The 17,085-nt window shown below is 32.4% G+C and carries 17 protein-coding genes; 3 read left to right on the top strand and 14 right to left on the bottom strand.

Annotated elements, in window-relative coordinates; all coding sequences use genetic code 11:
- The coding region (locus tag HPY79_10920; GenBank protein ID NSW46313.1) for a hypothetical protein at nucleotides 1-1,666 on the bottom strand (1,666 nt) is incomplete at its 3' end.
- A 144-nt stretch (nucleotides 1,667-1,810) separates the two neighbouring features.
- Between HPY79_10920 and HPY79_10915 the strand changes: the two genes are divergently transcribed.
- The gene (locus HPY79_10915; GenBank protein ID NSW46312.1) at nucleotides 1,811-2,089 is read left to right on the top strand and encodes a cupin domain-containing protein; all 279 of its coding nucleotides are present in this window, start codon (nucleotides 1,811-1,813) and stop codon (nucleotides 2,087-2,089) included.
- Between the two features lie 170 nt (nucleotides 2,090-2,259).
- Here HPY79_10915 and HPY79_10910 read toward each other — a convergent pair whose 3' ends face one another.
- From HPY79_10910 to HPY79_10855, 12 genes are all read right to left on the bottom strand, one after another.
- Nucleotides 2,260-3,228, bottom strand: a complete 969-nt coding sequence (locus HPY79_10910) for an electron transfer flavoprotein subunit alpha/FixB family protein (protein ID NSW46311.1) — start codon at nucleotides 3,226-3,228, stop codon at nucleotides 2,260-2,262.
- 25 nt (nucleotides 3,229-3,253) lie between these two features.
- A complete protein-coding gene (locus HPY79_10905) occupies nucleotides 3,254-4,003 on the bottom strand; it encodes an electron transfer flavoprotein subunit beta/FixA family protein (protein ID NSW46310.1) in 750 nt (249 codons plus the stop codon).
- Nucleotides 4,004-4,035: 32 nt separating this feature from the next.
- Complete coding sequence (locus HPY79_10900; protein NSW46309.1) at nucleotides 4,036-5,178, bottom strand: acyl-CoA dehydrogenase family protein; 1,143 nt, start codon at nucleotides 5,176-5,178, stop codon at nucleotides 4,036-4,038.
- Nucleotides 5,179-5,425: 247 nt separating this feature from the next.
- Entirely contained in the window at nucleotides 5,426-5,719 is a 294-nt protein-coding gene (locus tag HPY79_10895; protein ID NSW46308.1) for a thiamine-binding protein, read from the bottom strand.
- Entirely contained in the window at nucleotides 5,709-6,440 is a 732-nt protein-coding gene (locus HPY79_10890; GenBank protein ID NSW46307.1) for a hypothetical protein, read from the bottom strand. The genes HPY79_10895 and HPY79_10890 overlap by 11 nt, the downstream gene beginning before the upstream one ends.
- Nucleotides 6,441-6,490: 50 nt before the next feature.
- Nucleotides 6,491-7,702 (bottom strand): radical SAM protein, encoded by a 1,212-nt coding sequence (locus HPY79_10885; GenBank protein ID NSW46306.1) that lies wholly within the window; start codon nucleotides 7,700-7,702, stop codon nucleotides 6,491-6,493.
- Complete coding sequence (locus tag HPY79_10880; GenBank protein ID NSW46305.1) at nucleotides 7,702-8,694, bottom strand: aspartate-semialdehyde dehydrogenase; 993 nt, start codon at nucleotides 8,692-8,694, stop codon at nucleotides 7,702-7,704. The genes HPY79_10885 and HPY79_10880 overlap by 1 nt, the downstream gene beginning before the upstream one ends.
- Before the next feature lie 3 nt (nucleotides 8,695-8,697).
- Entirely contained in the window at nucleotides 8,698-9,468 is a 771-nt protein-coding gene (locus HPY79_10875) for a toxin-antitoxin system YwqK family antitoxin (protein NSW46304.1), read from the bottom strand.
- Nucleotides 9,443-12,736 (bottom strand): preprotein translocase subunit SecA, encoded by a 3,294-nt coding sequence (gene secA / locus HPY79_10870; GenBank protein NSW46303.1) that lies wholly within the window; start codon nucleotides 12,734-12,736, stop codon nucleotides 9,443-9,445. The genes HPY79_10875 and secA overlap by 26 nt, the downstream gene beginning before the upstream one ends.
- Nucleotides 12,737-12,922: 186 nt before the next feature.
- Nucleotides 12,923-13,501, bottom strand: a complete 579-nt coding sequence (locus tag HPY79_10865) for a threonylcarbamoyl-AMP synthase (protein NSW46302.1) — start codon at nucleotides 13,499-13,501, stop codon at nucleotides 12,923-12,925.
- Nucleotides 13,479-14,606 (bottom strand): glycosyltransferase family 4 protein, encoded by a 1,128-nt coding sequence (locus HPY79_10860; protein ID NSW46301.1) that lies wholly within the window; start codon nucleotides 14,604-14,606, stop codon nucleotides 13,479-13,481. Before HPY79_10860 ends, HPY79_10865 begins: the two co-directional genes overlap by 23 nt.
- A 1-nt stretch (nucleotide 14,607) precedes the next feature.
- Nucleotides 14,608-15,414, bottom strand: a complete 807-nt coding sequence (locus HPY79_10855) for a 2,3,4,5-tetrahydropyridine-2,6-dicarboxylate N-succinyltransferase (GenBank protein ID NSW46300.1) — start codon at nucleotides 15,412-15,414, stop codon at nucleotides 14,608-14,610.
- Nucleotides 15,415-15,601: 187 nt separating this feature from the next.
- On the opposite strand from HPY79_10855, the gene HPY79_10850 reads away from it, so the two are divergent.
- Nucleotides 15,602-16,372 (top strand): SPOR domain-containing protein, encoded by a 771-nt coding sequence (locus HPY79_10850; protein ID NSW46299.1) that lies wholly within the window; start codon nucleotides 15,602-15,604, stop codon nucleotides 16,370-16,372.
- A gap of 2 nt (nucleotides 16,373-16,374) precedes the next feature.
- Nucleotides 16,375-16,839: a hypothetical protein gene (locus HPY79_10845; protein ID NSW46298.1), complete on the top strand. Its 465-nt coding sequence runs from the start codon at nucleotides 16,375-16,377 to the stop codon at nucleotides 16,837-16,839.
- 29 nt (nucleotides 16,840-16,868) lie between these two features.
- Here the strand turns inward: HPY79_10845 and HPY79_10840 are convergent.
- A partial coding sequence (locus HPY79_10840) for a gliding motility-associated C-terminal domain-containing protein (protein ID NSW46297.1) occupies nucleotides 16,869-17,085 on the bottom strand: 217 nt, incomplete at its 5' end.

The raw sequence follows: 17,085 nt of genomic DNA, 5'->3' as shown, positions 1-17,085 counted from the left end.
AACCGCGTTGAGCATTTGCACCCCAGTAAGTTCCATCAAAATCGAGTACTTGGTAAAACGATTTTTCAACACCAATATTATCGTTATCGGTAAAATCGGCTGTAAAATCTTGTGTTTTCCAATTACCAGTAGTAGCGATACTAGTTGTGGGTAATACATTATCTACATTGCAATGCCAAATAGCTGTCCAACCTGCTTTATTGGTTGCATTATCGCTTTTAAAACGAACAGTAATAGCTGGTTGCGTTGTAGTAACAGAGCCAGGACTATTGGTGCCCGTATAAGCTCCAATAAGAGGCGATGAAGTTGAAGGCCCATCGTATAACCACAGCGTATCATAGCCTGCTTCTGTCTCGAACGATTGAAAATCTAATGTAACCGATGAGGCATTAGCAGGTTGAATGGTATATGCATAGTTTTCTTTGTCGTAATAATTCAAGTATGGACCTCCCATATCGAAAATAGTATCTACACATGCATTGGTAAAGCATGTCGTTAATTTCTCTTCAATTTTATTCCATAAATCAGGATAACCATCATCGTAACCTAAAGCCCAAATACCAATACCGGCAATACCACGTTTCCAAACAAGCTCCATTTTTTTACCTAAACTATAAGCATCGTCAATCCAGCATTGTTTCCATGTTGTACCATTATTAAAGGCAAAATATGGCACATAACTATTGTCATTAAAATGTTTATTGGCTGATGAATAATAACCGGATGTATTATCTCTTACTGTATTATAAAATTTGGCTGAACCTGTTCCTGTTGTACTTGAAGGGACTGAAGACGATGATGTTGGCCATTCTTCGCCATAATAGGGCAAACCTAAAACTAGTTTATTATTAGGCACACCAGCACTTAAATAATAAGTTATGGATTTTGAAACATTATAATTATAGGTACTGGTTAAACTATATAGAGGCGAAGTTGGTCCAGCAGTTGAACTTCCGCTATAATAATAATCATAACCCATAATACAAAACAAATCGACATAATTTTTAAGTGTTGGTATATCGAATACTGTACTCCAATCGACTGCATATAAACAAATGCTTACCTGTGAACCGGGAATTTGAGTATGAAATGCATTACATAAATCAATCATAAAATTGGTAAAATTTGTTTTTTGTGATGAAGGTAATCCTTCAAAATCAATATTTACACCATGAGCTCCTCGTGCTTGAATAAGACTTATTAAATTATTAATAAGCGTTTGTTTAGCAGTTGAACTACCTAAAAAAGTAGCATGATCAGAAAATAGAGTAACGCAAAGATTGACACGAACGCCATGTGCTAATGCTTGTGTTACAACATTAGCCGATGACCATCCATTAGTCGTAGTAGCATTTCCGGTTGAAGGGTCTACCGTATAACAAAAATAAGATAAATCGGTTAAAAGCGACCAATCGTAATTAGCTTCTAAACCATTGCTCCAATATGGATGCCAACCGAAAACAATTTTATTTAACGTACAACTCTTATTTGAAATACGTCCATTGGGTCTTGATTTACCTCTTATAGCTTCCCACTCTTCGGCTGAAGCAGCATTAAATTGCTGATAATACTCCAATTGTCGCTGATGAATACTTTTATGTTCCTGCGAATAAAGATTATCGAAACATAAAGCTAAAGCAAGATAAATAAATATAAATCGATTCATAACTATTTTTTTTCAAAATTACATCATTTTTAAGATATTTAAGCTAAAATATTTAGTGCTTTTACATAATTAATTCAAAAATATGCTTAGAGACATTGATTTTTAAAGAAAACCAATATAATTTTGAATTAAAATCACATTCCTATGAATTCATACATTACAATTCAACATTTATCAAATTCAAATTTAAAATCGTTGGGAGTTTTTGAATGGCCCATATGGGAAAAACAAGTTTGTTCATTCGATTGGGAATATGATTCTGAAGAACAATGTTATTTTCTTGAAGGTAAAGTAATTGTTCATACTCAAGATGGTGATGTTTTAATTAGTAAAGGCGATTTTGTAACCTTTAAAAAAGGTCTTAAATGCACATGGGAAGTAATAGAACCCGTAAAAAAACATTACAATTTTTGTGATATTTAATTCATAAGTTCATTTTTCTATTTTGTAATAACTTCAATAAAACTAGAATTTTTGTGCATTATATATAATTATACTTATATCTTAAAATGCACAAGAGAAGTAACTTTATAGTATAAAAATAGTGAATGCCTGTAATTGCAGGCATTCACCAGATTTTTAATAAAAGAAAATTATTTTTTAACTTCTTTTATTTTTTTGGTTAATTCGGGTAATACTTGCATTACATCGCCAACAATTCCATAATCGGCAGCTTCAAAAATTGGAGCTTCTGCATCTTTATTTATAGCTATAATGTATTTCGAAGAGCTAATACCAGCTACATGCTGAATAGCACCAGAGATACCACAAGCAACATAAAGCATTGGAGCTACAATTTTACCTGTTTGACCAACATGTTCGTGATGAGGGCGCCAGCCTTCGTCAGAAACAGGTCGAGTACAAGCTGTAGCAGCCCCTAACACATCAGCTAACTCTTCTATAACTCCCCAATTTTCGGGTCCTTTTAGACCTCTACCACCAGATACCACAATTTCTGCATCGGTTAATAAAACTTTAGCAGTAAATTTTTGAGTATCTAATAATTTGGTTTGAGCTAATGCTTCATTAACCTGAATATCGGCAGATATCTTATTTAAAGCAACTTTATTGTCGAATACACCAAAGGCATTTTGCGACAGTGTTAATACAACTTTTTCGGTATTTGCTTTTACTTGTGCAGTAGCTTTTCCGGTAAATAATTTTTTACGAATAATAAAAGGCGAAATTGAATCGGGAAGAGCAACAACCCCGCTAATTAAACCAGCTTTTAAACGAGCTGCTAATCGCGAAGATAATGCTTTACCTGTATTGTTATGTGCAAATAAAAATACATTTGCCTGAACTTTTTCTGCCACTTGTGCTAACACGTCGGTAAATAACTGATTGTCTAATACTTGAAAAGCATTATGATTTAAACAAATTACATTTTCTAATCCATACTCAGCCAATTTATCTATTTCGCTGGCTTCTGCATTACCTAATACTAAGCCATATACATTGGTTTGCATTTGTTTGGCCATTGCATAGGCATAAGATACTAATTCGTAGGACGATTTTTTAAATTTTCCATCCCAATGTTCGATATATATTAATACGCTCATATTCTTAATATTTTAAGATTAAACATTAAATAGCTTTAATTTCTTGATGAAGTACATGAATAAGTTCATCTAACTGATCGGCAGGAATCATTTTACACTTACCTTTAGGTTGAGGTAATTCAAAATGAACATATTCTGTAAGCGGCGATGCTCCAACAGCAGCTACTGTTTCAAAAGGTTTTGTTCTGGCGGCCATAACGCCTCTCATACTAGCAATACGAGGTTCTTTAGCAATTCCTTTTTGAACAACAGCAATTAAAGGAGTAGGTAAAGATAGTATTTGTTTGCCGCCATCAATTTCTCGAACAACTTCAAATTTTCCATCTTTTAATTCAATTCCCGAAACAGCTGAAACATTGGGGATGTTTAATAACTCTGCTAACATACCACCAACTGCATTTCCGTTGTAATCGCTTGATTCAATACCGACCAATATTAAATCATATGGATGCGTTTCAATATATTTAGCTAATTCAAAAGCTACAGCATATGCATCGGTTGGATTGGCATCAATACGTACGGCGTTATCGGCTCCTACTGCTAAACCTTTGCGAATAGTAATTTCGGTTTCTTTTGGTCCTACATTAATAACCGTAACGTTATCAATAAGTCCATTAGATGCTTCTTTAAGTTCTAATGCTCTTGTCAATGCTAATTCATCCCATGGATTGATAATCCATTGTACCCCTGTTGCATCAAATTGTTTACCATCAGCAGTAAATTTAATTTTGGTAGTGGTGTCGGGTACATTACTAATACAAACTAAAATCTTCATTGTTATTATGTTTTTATGGTTAATAACTTCAATTATTCGCTTAAAATAGCTCTAGAAATTACAATTTTTTGAATTTCAGATGTTCCTTCATAAATTTGTGTAAGTTTTGCTTCGCGGAATAAACGTTCTACATGGTATTCTTTAACATAACCATATCCACCATGTATTTGTATAGCTTCGGTAGTAACTTCCATGGCGATATCGGCACAATAACGTTTTGCCATAGCCCCTATTAAAGCAATGGGTTCATGATTATCTTTCAGAGTAGCAGCTTTGTAAACTAGTAATTTTGCTGTTTCAATTTTAACTGCCATGTCTGCTAATTTAAAAGCAATAGCCTGATGATTGGCAATCTCGGTTCCAAAAGCTTTACGTTCTTTTGCATATTTGAGTGCTCTCATATAAGCCCCTTCGGCAATACCTAATGCTTGAGCAGCAATACCAATACGACCAACTTCGAGGCATTTCATAGCAAATTTGAATCCAAAACCATTTTCGCCTATGCGATTTTCTTTTGGTACTTTTACATTGTTGAACATAACCGAATGGGTATCGCTACTTCGCATTCCCATTTTGTTTTCATGAGGTCCAAGCGTAATTCCTTCGCTATGACGATCAACGATAAAAGCATTGATTCCTTTGTGTTTTAACTCAGGATTGGTTTGAGCTATAACTATATAAATATCGGCTGTATTGGCGCTGGTTATCCAATTTTTAACGCCATTTAGCAAATAATAATCGCCTTTATCTTCGGCTGTTGTTTTTTGGTGTGTTGCATCGCTACCCGCTTCAGGCTCGGATAATAAAAAAGCACCTATTTTTTCGGCACGTGCTAGTGGTTTTAAAAAACGTTCTTTTTGGTCTTCATTGGCAAAATTTTCTAATCCCCAACATACTAATGAATTATGTACAGACAAAATAACCGCTAATGAAGAATCGTGTTTAGATAATTCTTCTATTACCAATACATACGACAATGAATCCATGCCACCACCATCGTATTTAGGATCTACAGTCATGCCTAAAAAACCGAGTTCTTTCATGCGTTGAACATGTTTGAATGGGTATTCGGCTTTTTCATCACGTTCTATTACGTCTAATAATGCTTCACGTTCGGCAAAATCTCGTGCAGCTTCTTGTATAAGTTTTTGTTCTTCAGTTAATTTAAAATCCATATAAGTATTTTTTTTGGCAAAAATACAAATAGTTTTATGGAAATCAAATGTTAAAAATTATATGTTTACTAAATTATTATTGATTTGATAAATAAAAGATTCTTAATTATTAAGAGGTTTCATACATTTTTTATCATCATAAATGATATTTTATTTTGAATAAAAACTTAAAATGAATAAATATTTGGATTTTATAACTTAAATAATCGACTTTATTATACATTATAAATATTATTTCAAAATAATTTTATTTGTATTTTTTCATTTTATCATCGATGAAGGCATCTTTGTACTTATGGCTATGAATTTTTATATTGATCAATAACGATTGTGTATCATATTGATAGCATTCATGATGAATATCGGCAATGAGTGTTAAAGCCTCTTGCAGAGAACATTCTACAACGGTTTCAAAAGGGCAAACTATATAATGATAGCCTCGTTTTTTTATTAACTCAATAGCTTTATCTATTATTTCGTACGGATGTGTTTGTTCAGTTGTAGGTAAAACCTGAATAGCCAAATTAATTTTATGATTCATTTTTATCAAATTTTTTGAGAAAATGAAGTATTTCGTTATGGCTCAGTTTTTTAACATTTGTAATTAAATACTTATTGTATAAAAAAGAGCCATATTCATTACAAGTATTGACAATCTTAATTAATATACTTTTTAAATCTGCATTAATAGGCAGTAATATTAAGAGGCTAATATAATAACTTTGTGCATTAAATTCTTCTAATAAACCATCATTGTTTTCGAGTATGGCTTGTGATTCTATTTCAACTAATTTTATTTGAGCTTCTGTAAATAGTTCATTATCATTTTTTTTAAAAACTACAAAATAGCGTAATCGAGAATCATCACCTCCAAGTCCTGAAGAAACTATAACTTGATTCTCATCGAGTAAATATGATTCGAGCACCATTCTACTTTCGATGAGTGCAATTTTTGCCCAATCGGATAACTCTCCAGCTTCTGCGGTATTGACAAAATTTTCGATAATTCGATATGCTTCTGGCTTTGATATCGATGCTAACTGAGCAAGAAGCCATTTTTTATCTTCAATAGACACGTCGGGATTAAACAACCACGAAGCATTATTAAGAACTACATCGTAATTAATATTTTCCTTCACTTTTTTGGAGGTTTCAAAATATGCTAATTGTGTTTCGAGAGGTATTGTATGAGGTATTATATTCACCTTATCTGGCTTAATTCCTAATACTTCTTGTATCATTTTTTGAAGCTTTCCCTTCATTCAAAAGATTTTTTTTTGCAAACCTACAAGATTTTTTTGTATTGGGCAAATTATTCATTATTTAATAATTCTCTTAACTTGTTTTCCAATAAGTTTAAATCAGCATTTTGAATAAACCATAAACCGTCTTCAACCTTATTTAAATATAAATATTCATCTATTTTTTTTCTTAATCGAGGATCATTTAAAATACCAGAATCAGGAAGTACTTTAATTAGTGCATCGAAAATTTTTTGACGATTTATTTCAAGCTCTTTGTCTGAATAGTTTGGGCGTGTAAGAGATAGAATATAAAAGTTTTTTATCGACCTAACAAAATGCTTAAATATTAACATATTTTTAAATTCATAATAGTTTAAAGGAAATAGAAGCTTTTTAGAATATATTGAATAAATATTGGCTAAGATTTTTGTGTGTAAATACCATAATGCCATTTTTGGGGGTTGAATTAATGTATTAAAATAAACTATTAGTTTGTTTTTATTGGCATATTTAACAATTTCAGGAATTTCTTTCCAATTTAAAGTCATGGGGGTAACTGCTAACGACACATCGTGTTTACTTAATGTTTTCATTTTTTGAATATTATTCAACACGATATCTAATTGGCTGCCTTTGCGAATCTTAGAGGCCACCTCAGAGTCTAATGAATCAAGCGAAACATTGAACGTAAAATTTCCTTTTCTACTAAGCTCTATAAGCTCATCATCTAAAAGCATTCCGTTGGTTTGTAGTAAAATATTGCAACGAGGATTTATTTCGATTATTTGTTTCCATATTTTTCTATAAATTGGGATTAATAATGGTTCGCCACCATAGAAGCGAGTTCTTTTTAAATGTGGTATTAGCGGAGCTATTTTATCAATGATAGTATTTTCTTGCTCGTACGTTAATGAATATTTTTTTGAGTGAAGATTGCACATAATACAGGAAAGGTTGCACCAATAACTCAGTTCAAAATCGATCGCTTGTATATGTTTAGCTTTGTAATCGAGTTTTGAAAAAGTAAAAATTCCTGAGTTGTAATAGTTTTTGGATTGTAATGCTTTTTCGCATGCATAACAACCTTTGGGGAATTGTTTATTCAGTAATTGTTTACGAACATTTTGTGCTTTATCTGAATGCCAGATATTTTCGATATTTTCTGTAAAAATATTACCTAATACATCGTCTCTATTAAAACAACAGGGCGTTACATTACCATCTACATCAATATAAATGTTAACAAATGGAGCATTGCATATAGGTTTCTTTAACGACATTAAGCAAAAAATTTATTATAAAGGTATTGAGCAATTTGAACCGCATTAGTAGCAGCACCCTTACGAATATTATCGGCAACTATCCATAAATTCAATCCATGTTCGATACTATCGTCTCTTCGAATACGTCCGACAAATACTTCGTTCTTACCCTGAGCCATTCGAGGAGTAGGATAAATATTTTTGTTGGGTTCATCAAGTACCACTACTCCAGGCGTATTAGCTAACATTTGCCGAACCTCTTCAATATTAAAATCATGTTCAAACTCAACATTAACGGCTTCGGAATGTCCGCCAATAACAGGAATTCTTACTACCGTTGCAGTAACTTTTATACTCGAATCGTTTAATATTTTACGTGTTTCGTCTACTAACTTTTGTTCTTCGGTAGTATAGCCATTGGGCAAAAATGAACCTCCATGAGGGAAACAATTTAAGTCAATGGGGTGAGGATAAACCGAATTACAAACTTCACCTTTTCGTTCTGACATAAGTTGTTGAACCGCTTTCATACCCGTACCTGTAACCGATTGATAAGTAGAAATAACTAAACGTTTAATTTTGTACTTTCTATGTAATGGAGCCAACGCCACGACCATTTGAATAGTAGAACAATTGGGATTTGCAATAATTTTTGTTTCGGAATTTATTGCATCGGCATTTATTTCAGGGACAACAAGCGGCACATGTGCATATAATCGCCAATAAGAAGAATTATCAACGACAAAAGCTCCCTTTTGTACAAACAATGGTGCATATTGTTTTGATACGTCGCTGCCCGCAGAAAAAATCGCTATATGAACTTTTGAACGAAGTGCCTCATCGATTGATATTACCTGATGTTCCTTATTTAAAAAATATATTTTTTTACCTAAAGATTTTTCGGAAGCACATAATAAAGAATTTTGTACGGGTAGTTGAAATTCTTCTAATACCTTTAGCATTTCTTGACCAACTAAACCCGTAGCTCCAATAACAGCAATATTTACCATAATTTATTCAGTTGAAAATTTATCTATGATTTTACCGTCTTCGGTATATTCAATTTTTTCTTTAACAGTACCATTTTCTTTAAAAACAATTTGTGAACGAATGGTTCCGCTTGGATAATAATATTTCCACGTACCGATGTGCTTACCTTTTTTATAGTATTCTTCAGACAATAATATACCTTTTTCTGACCATGTTTTTAAACTCCCATCGATAGTATCGTTAATAAACATAACTTCTGCTTCTTTTTGCCCATTTTTATGCCATATTTCTAGCAAACCATTTTTTTTATCGTTCTTATAAGGTGTTTTAACAAAAATTTTTCCATTCTTAAAATACTGTACAGAAAGTCCGTCTAATAACAAATTTTTTAAGTTTTGTTTCATTAAAAGTTTGCCATCGTTATAATACCGATATATTATTTGATAATTGCCAGAATCGATACGTTTACTTTTTATTATTCCATTATCATAGTATGTAATAAAACCATTTATGGGTTTATTATTTAAATATTGTGCTTTTAAACTTAATTGTCCATTGGGGTAAAATCGAAGATAATAACCATTCAATTTACCATTTTTATACTCTTTAACACTTTGCTGAGAACCATTTTCGTAAAAAGTTCGCACATAACCATTTAAAGGCATATTTGTTTTAGAAACAATACAAATATTGCTATCGTTCATTTTAACTTCATTAGGGGTATAAGAATGTGTACATCCCCCAAGAATAATTAAACAAAAAAAAGTTTTAATCCACTGTAACATTTTTACCATGGCAATGTTTATATTTTTTACCACTACCACAAGGACAAGGATCGTTGCGACCTACTTTCTTTTCTACTCTTACAGGTTCAAGTTTTCTTTCTTCAGCATGATTGCTTCCACCCGATGTTATGTCTTCCCTACCCGTTTTAAGTTTACTTAAATCTGTTTTCTGAGGTGCTTTAGCTTCTTTAACATCGTTGGGATCTTGCATAGGTATAAAACCTTTTGTTAACAATGCAACAATTTCTTTATTGGCAAGTGATATCATTTGTTTAAATAGCTCACTTGCTTCAAATTTATATATGAGCAATGGGTCTTTTTGTTCATAAACTGCATTCTGCACCGATTGCTTTAAATCATCCATTTCACGTAAGTGTTCTTTCCATGCTTCGTCAATAGTTGCTAATATAGCCGTTTTTTCGAAAGCACGAATCATTTCTTTTCCTTCGGTTTCTACAGTTTTCTTAAGGTTTGTAATAACTTGATAAGTTTTAAGCCCATCACTAATGGGTACTACAATATTTTGATATACATGTCCACTGGTTTTATATACATCAGTAATAATGGGCAGTGCAAGTTGAATCATTTGTTTGCATTTTTGTTGATAATGTTCCCACGTATATTTATTTAATATTTCAGCTTGTTCTTCTTCGCTAAGTTGAACATATTGTTCAGGTGTTATTGGATTTTGTATTCCTAAAAATTTAATTATATCTAATGAAAAATCTTCATAACTTTCTTGACCATAATGTTCTTCAACAATAGAATAGCAAACATTATTAAAAGTATCGGCAATGTCGACCATTAATTTTTCACCAAATAATGCATTTCTTCGACGTTTATAAACTACTTCACGTTGAATATTCATTACATCATCATATTCCAGCAATCGTTTTCGAATTCCAAAGTTATTTTCTTCGACTTTTTTCTGAGCACGTTCAATGGATCGCGATATCATAGGATGTTGAATTACTTCGCCTTCTTTAATACCTAGCCTATCCATCATACGAGCTATACGATCGCTACCAAATAAACGCATAAGGTCGTCTTCGAGCGACACATAAAATTGTGAAGTTCCTGGGTCGCCTTGGCGTCCAGCACGTCCACGCAACTGTCTATCTACACGTCGTGATTCATGACGCTCGGTACCAATAATAGCCAAACCGCCTGCTTTACGGACATCATCGCTTAATTTAATATCGGTACCACGACCGGCCATATTAGTAGCTATAGTTACAATACTGGTTTTACCTGCTTCGGCTACAATTTCAGCTTCACGTTGGTGTTGTTTAGCATTTAATACGTTGTGTTTTATACCTCTTAATTTTAGCATGCGACTTAAAAGTTCGCTAATCTCGACAGATGTAGTACCAACTAATACAGGTCGTCCTTGACTTGTAAGCTGTATAATTTCTTCGATAACTGCATTATATTTTTCACGCTTTGTTTTATAGACTTTATCCTCCATATCCTTTCGGATGACGGGTTTATTAGTAGGTATAACTACAACATCGAGCTTATAAATATTCCAGAATTCACCTGCTTCGGTCTCGGCAGTTCCCGTCATACCTGCCAATTTATGATACATTCGGAAATAATTTTGCAATGTAATGGTAGCAAAAGTTTGAGTTGCGGCTTCTACTTTTACATTTTCCTTTGCTTCAATTGCCTGATGTAATCCATCGGAATAACGACGTCCTTCTAAAATACGACCGGTCTGTTCATCAACAATTTTTACTTCGTTATTAATTACAACATACTCTACATCTTTTTCGAACATCGTGTAAGCTTTGAGTAATTGATGGATGGTATGTACGCGTTCCGATTTCACAGCATAATCGCGAAGTAAATCGTCTTTAGCTTTAAGTTTTTCATTTTCGGACAATCCAGATTTTTCAATTTCGGCAATTCGAGAACCTATATCGGGAAGCACAAACATTTTTGGATCTTCCGACGAAGATGTAATAAAATCAATCCCTTTATCAGTTAATTCGACCGTATTCTGTTTTTCGTCAATTACAAAATAAAGCTCATCGGTTATTTCGGGCATTCGTTTTGAATTTTCTTGCAAGTATATATTTTCGGTTTTAAGCAGTAAGGTTTTCATTCCTTGTTCGCTTAAAAACTTTATAAGAGCTTTATTTTTGGGCAACCCTTTAAAAGCTCGTAACAAAAGAACACCACCTTTTTCGGTATCGCCACTTTGAATAAGTTTTTTGGCTTGATTTAATAAGTCGTTTACAAGATTTTTTTGTGCATTGTATATTTTTTCAACTTTAGGTCGTAATTCGACAAATAGTTGATCTTCGCCTTTAGGAACAGGACCACTAATAATTAAAGGTGTACGTGCATCATCAATTAAAACCGAATCGACTTCGTCCACGATAGCATAATGGTGAGAACGTTGTACTAAATCGTCGGGATTGATAGCCATATTATCGCGTAAGTAGTCAAAACCATATTCGTTATTTGTACCAAAAGTAATATCTGCCATATAAGCGTTTCGACGAGCTGCTGAATTGGGTTGATGCTTATCAATACAATCAACACTCAAGCCATGAAACTCATACAACGGTCCCATCCACTCGCTATCACGTTTAGCTAAATAATCGTTTACTGTTACAATATGAACTCCCTTGCCGGCTAGGGCATTTAAAAATACTGGCAACGTAGCAACCAATGTTTTACCTTCACCGGTAGCCATTTCAGCAATTTTACCTTGATGTAGTACAACACCTCCTATTAGTTGAACATCGTAATGTATCATATCCCACTCTATCTCGTTACCACCCGCTATCCATTTATTTTTCCATATAGCTTGATTGCCTTGTATTACAACATTACTTTTATAAGCAGCAATATTGCGGTCAAAGTCATTAGCTGTTACTACTAATTCTTTATCTTCTACAAAACGACGTGCTGTTTCTTTTACAATTGCAAATGCTTCGGGTAAAACTTCCCATAAAATTTCTTCTATCTTGCGATTTACTTCTTTGTTAAGCTTATCTATTTTTTCATATAGCTTATTTTTTTCTTCAAGACTAATTTCATCACTTTCTGCTTTTGCTCTTAATTGTTCTATTTCGGCTTCATCTGCAGCAAAATAACTTTGAACCCTTTGTTTTAATGCTTTTGATTTTTCACGTAATTCATCGTTACTAAGTGAACGTAAAGTATTGTAGATGGATAAAATTTGTTGAACAATTGGAAGTATTTCTTCTACATCCTTCTCTGATTTTGATTTAAAAAATTTTTTTAAAATGCTTGCAATTCCCATAATTTTTGAAACTATTTTTAAATAGCAAAGGTAACTTCATTTTTTGCAAATGCCAAAAGGTTTATCGATTTAAAAGTTAAAAAAAAATTTAACTCAAATCATTATTAGCCCTTTTGTTAATTTTAAAGAATATAATTAAGAATGTTTTTGTAAAAAACTTACCAAATATTTATAATTATCTAAATTTTATCGAATCTTTTCAATCGTATTATCTGGTAATATTTTAACGATGGAAGATGGTTGGCTTAATTTTGTATCATTTTGTCGATATTGTACCACATAATCTGCTGCATTTTTTATATACGAGCTTATTTCTGAAAAATTTGCTGGACTTGGAAGTCCAGAGACATTGGCAGAAGTACTCACTATTGGCTTTTTTAAAGTGGAAATTAACGCTTTGCAAAAAGGCTCATTTACCACACGTATGGCAATGCTACCATCTTGACCACAAACAAAGTGCGATAGCCTTTTAGCTTTAGGAAAAATTAATGTAAGTGGTTGCTGAGTATTTTCTATGAGTTCAAAAGCAATTTCTGGAACTTCTTCGACGTATTTTAGCAACATTGCTTCGCTATGAACTAATACAATAAAAGGATTTTGTAAAGGACGTTTTTTTATTTCGTAAATACGCCGAATAGCCTTTTCGTTATGAGCATCACAACCCAATCCCCAAATAGTATCAGTAGGATAAAGAATAACGCCACCATCCGTAAGCGTTAGTATACATTGCTCTAAATCGTCTTCAAATTCCAAGAAGTTGTTCATAAATTTTTATTAAATTATCGGCACATTGTTTATCATTAAATTGTCGTGCATATGCTCGCCCTTGTTCAATCATGTTTATTCTTCGTTCTTTATCATTAAGTAGATTTTGAATTTTTTGAGCAATATCCTCAGCATCTAAAGGATTGGCATAGGCAGAATGTGGACCTCCGGCTTCGCTAAAACAACTACCAGTAGAAGTAAGAACTGGAGTCCCCGATGCCTGAGCCTCAAGAATAGGAATCCCAAAACCCTCAAAAAGTGATGGATATATAAATATGGTTGCCCCTTGATAAAAAGCAGGTAAATGAACATTTTCAATATTCTCATAATGAAATACCTGCTGGTGCATATGATATTTTTCAATCAAAGGTTTTACTTTTTTTTCGTAATAATCTGTTTTTCTGCCCACAACTACTAATGGGATTTTAATATTAGCCAATTGAATCGCCTCTATTAACCGATGTAAGTTTTTACGCTCTTCTACCGTTCCTACATACAGTAAGTATTGACTCGGTAATGCATATTTTTGTTTTACCTCCTCTATCTTTTTTTTATCTAATAAGCGAAAAAACAATGGATTACAACTTTGGTATAAGACCTTAATTTTTTCGGGTGCAACCTTGTAATAAGAAATAATATCATGGGCTGTTTGTCGACTTACAGCAATTACCATATCTGCCTTTTGTGCAGCATAAGAAAATTTACGATCGTATATTTTAACATCAATAGGCCTGTACCATTCAGGGTAGCGTTTAAAAATAAGGTCATGTATAGTAACGATAGTTTTTACTTTTGTAGCAGTGATGCCAAAGGGTAACTCATTGCTTAATCCATGATATATTTGCGGTTTATCTTTTATGAGTTGCCCATTAATCAAGACAGAACGCCAATATGAAGTGAAAAGTTTACCAATTAACGAATTAGGAGTAATAATTTTTGCATTTGAAGATAATTTTATTTTATGATTATATGACTTAGAGGGGCTATATAACCAATATTGATGTTCAGGATAGAAGGTAAAAAGTTGATTAAGTAAGTTGCGGCTGTAGTTCCCTAATCCAGTATTGTTAAAAAATGCTCTTTTAGCATCAAATGCAATAATCATATTATACCGAAATATTAAAATTGCGTAAAGTTTCGTTAAGCGATGTTTTTAAATCAGTACTTGCCTTGCGTTTTCCTATTATCAAGGCACATGGAACATGATAGTTTCCAGCCGGGAATGATTTAGTATAAGAACCTGGTATTACAACCGAACGTTCGGGAACAAAACCCTTATATTCAACAGGTTCTGTTTGAGTTACATCTATAATCTTAGTCGATTGCGTAATAACAACATTAGCACCTAAAACAGCTTCTTTACCAATTCTTACGCCTTCAACTACAATGCATCGAGAACCTATAAAACAACCATCTTCTATAATAACTGGGCTTGCTTGTAATGGTTCTAAAACGCCTCCAATACCTACCCCACCGCTTAAATGTACATTCTTACCAATTTGTGCACATGAGCCCACAGTTGCCCAAGTATCGACCATCGTTCCTGAATCGACATAAGCACCAATATTAACATAAGAAGGCATAAGTACTACACCAGGTGCTATATAAGACCCATAACGTGCTATAGCATGAGGAACAACACGAACACCTTGAACATTGAAATTTCGTTTCAACGGAATTTTATCATAAAATTCAAAAGGTTCATACACTATTTTTTGCATGGGTTGAATTTGAAAATACAACAATATTGCCTTTTTTACCCATTCATTTACTACCCATGATTCATTGACAGGCTCAGCTACTCGTATTTTCCCTTCATTGCACAAAGAAATAACGTCAAGAATTGACTTCTTTACTTCCTCGTTCTGAAGCAAAGACTTATCATTCCAAGCATTTTCTATTATAGTTTGCATCATTACTTTTTATCGCAAAAATAGATTATATTTTAGGAAATAAAAAAAACACATAAAAATAGCATCTTTTATATTAAATATACATGTTTTTTTTATAAGTCATAATTTTTAAACAATCAATATACATCTGTTAATTAAATCCTTTTTTTCAATATTGATTAAAGTTTGTATTTTTGAAAACTCAAATATGCGATATATATATAATCTAATATTATTGTTTTTCGGATGCTATTCCATATTTGCTCACGCACAAAATGAGTATTATGTTGACATTATTATGCCTCAAAAAATTCAAGCAGGCACCGAATACAATATCGATATCATTATTCATAAAGAAAATATCAATGGATTTGCAAAATTAGAGCTTTACCTTCCAGTCGGTGTCGATATTTTTCCTATTGAATCTTCATCGGCTACACTTATTAAACAAAATCAAATTGCTAAATATATATGGCTTGAACTACCATCTAATAAACAAATAAATTTAAAAGCTAAAATAAAAGTTGACTATCGATTATCAGGTTACAAAGAAATATATGGAAACTTTTATTTTATTCAAGATAAAAATAAATCTAAATTTTCAGTTGGAATTATTCCATTTCAAGTACAAAACGATTTTAAATGGAAAAACGATGGTAATATAAAACAACAAGAAGAATACCCTCGTAGTAATGAATTAGTTCGAGTTAAACCCTTAAAATTACAACAACCAAATTTTTATCGTGTACAAATTGCTGCATTTAAAAAACGACTAACCAATATTCAACTATCAGAAATTTATGCAGAAACTGATTTTATTAAAGAAGAACAAATTGATGGATTATATAAATATACGATCGGCGATTTTAATACAATTGAAGATGCTAAAGAATTCAAAAATAGATGTGGTATAATGGGAGCATTTATAGTAAAATATGAAAATTTCAAAAGAGTTATGAATACAACTATTTACGAGTAATAATGGAACAATTAAAAGAAGGAAAAGCATATATATTCTTTGTTGAAAAAATATTAAAATTACCCGATGACGATTATTTTGTACTTGTTGACGAATGGAATAGAAAGTATTTACTTACACAAAAATTCTACAAAAATTATAATATTGAAATAGGGAAAAAAATAACCTGTTATGTAAATAAAATCAATTGTAATGGAAAGATATTTCTTGAACCAGAACATCCTATATATAAAGTAGGTAACATCGACATATTTATAATTACCAAACTTGAAGAACGTATTAAACAAAAATCTAAAGAACCCTACTTTGTTGCATTAGCTCAAAATAATAAAACCAACAAAGCAGCTGTTATTAATTATACTGATTTTCAACATAAAATGCCATTTACTGCAAAATGCGAAGTTATCAAAATTAAAAAAGCTGAAGTTTTACTTCGTTTTATTGAAATACATCAAGAGCCGCATTAAGCGGCTCTTGAAATTTTGATGCTAACTTTCTATTTCTTTTCTTTCAACAGATAGAAGTAACCCTTCTGTTCGTAATCCTTGCCTTTTTTATCTTTAGCAGTTACTACATAATAGTAAACACCGGGACTCGCATCGGCACCATTGCCGTTTATCTTACCATTCCAACCTTTCGTTATGTCGTCCCATTCGTAGAGCTTTTTGCCCCAACGATTAAATATGATACATTTGAACTCAACTATAGCCTTA

This window comes from Bacteroidales bacterium (assembly GCA_013314715.1).
Lineage (GTDB): Bacteria > Bacteroidota > Bacteroidia > Bacteroidales > GWA2-32-17 > Ch61.
The sequence above is the reverse complement of the archived record's forward strand: the minus strand, read 5'-3'. Positions and strand labels throughout refer to the sequence as shown.

What these genes read in the sequence shown, in the direction of transcription:
- HPY79_10915 (NSW46312.1), top strand. Translation starts at nt 1,811, where the DNA reads ATGAATTCATACATTACAATTCAACATTTATCAAATTCAAATTTAAAA.
- HPY79_10860 (NSW46301.1), bottom strand. Translation starts at nt 14,606, where the DNA reads ATGATTATTGCATTTGATGCTAAAAGAGCATTTTTTAACAATACTGGA.
- HPY79_10895 (NSW46308.1), bottom strand. Translation starts at nt 5,719, where the DNA reads ATGAATCATAAAATTAATTTGGCTATTCAGGTTTTACCTACAACTGAA.
- HPY79_10865 (NSW46302.1), bottom strand. Translation starts at nt 13,501, where the DNA reads ATGAACAACTTCTTGGAATTTGAAGACGATTTAGAGCAATGTATACTA.
- HPY79_10905 (NSW46310.1), bottom strand. Translation starts at nt 4,003, where the DNA reads ATGAAGATTTTAGTTTGTATTAGTAATGTACCCGACACCACTACCAAA.
- HPY79_10885 (NSW46306.1), bottom strand. Translation starts at nt 7,702, where the DNA reads ATGTCGTTAAAGAAACCTATATGCAATGCTCCATTTGTTAACATTTAT.
- HPY79_10910 (NSW46311.1), bottom strand. Translation starts at nt 3,228, where the DNA reads ATGAGCGTATTAATATATATCGAACATTGGGATGGAAAATTTAAAAAA.
- secA (NSW46303.1), bottom strand. Translation starts at nt 12,736, where the DNA reads ATGGGAATTGCAAGCATTTTAAAAAAATTTTTTAAATCAAAATCAGAG.
- HPY79_10880 (NSW46305.1), bottom strand. Translation starts at nt 8,694, where the DNA reads ATGGTAAATATTGCTGTTATTGGAGCTACGGGTTTAGTTGGTCAAGAA.
- HPY79_10890 (NSW46307.1), bottom strand. Translation starts at nt 6,440, where the DNA reads ATGAAGGGAAAGCTTCAAAAAATGATACAAGAAGTATTAGGAATTAAG.
- HPY79_10855 (NSW46300.1), bottom strand. Translation starts at nt 15,414, where the DNA reads ATGCAAACTATAATAGAAAATGCTTGGAATGATAAGTCTTTGCTTCAG.
- HPY79_10900 (NSW46309.1), bottom strand. Translation starts at nt 5,178, where the DNA reads ATGGATTTTAAATTAACTGAAGAACAAAAACTTATACAAGAAGCTGCA.
- HPY79_10875 (NSW46304.1), bottom strand. Translation starts at nt 9,468, where the DNA reads ATGGTAAAAATGTTACAGTGGATTAAAACTTTTTTTTGTTTAATTATT.
- HPY79_10845 (NSW46298.1), top strand. Translation starts at nt 16,375, where the DNA reads ATGGAACAATTAAAAGAAGGAAAAGCATATATATTCTTTGTTGAAAAA.
- HPY79_10850 (NSW46299.1), top strand. Translation starts at nt 15,602, where the DNA reads ATGCGATATATATATAATCTAATATTATTGTTTTTCGGATGCTATTCC.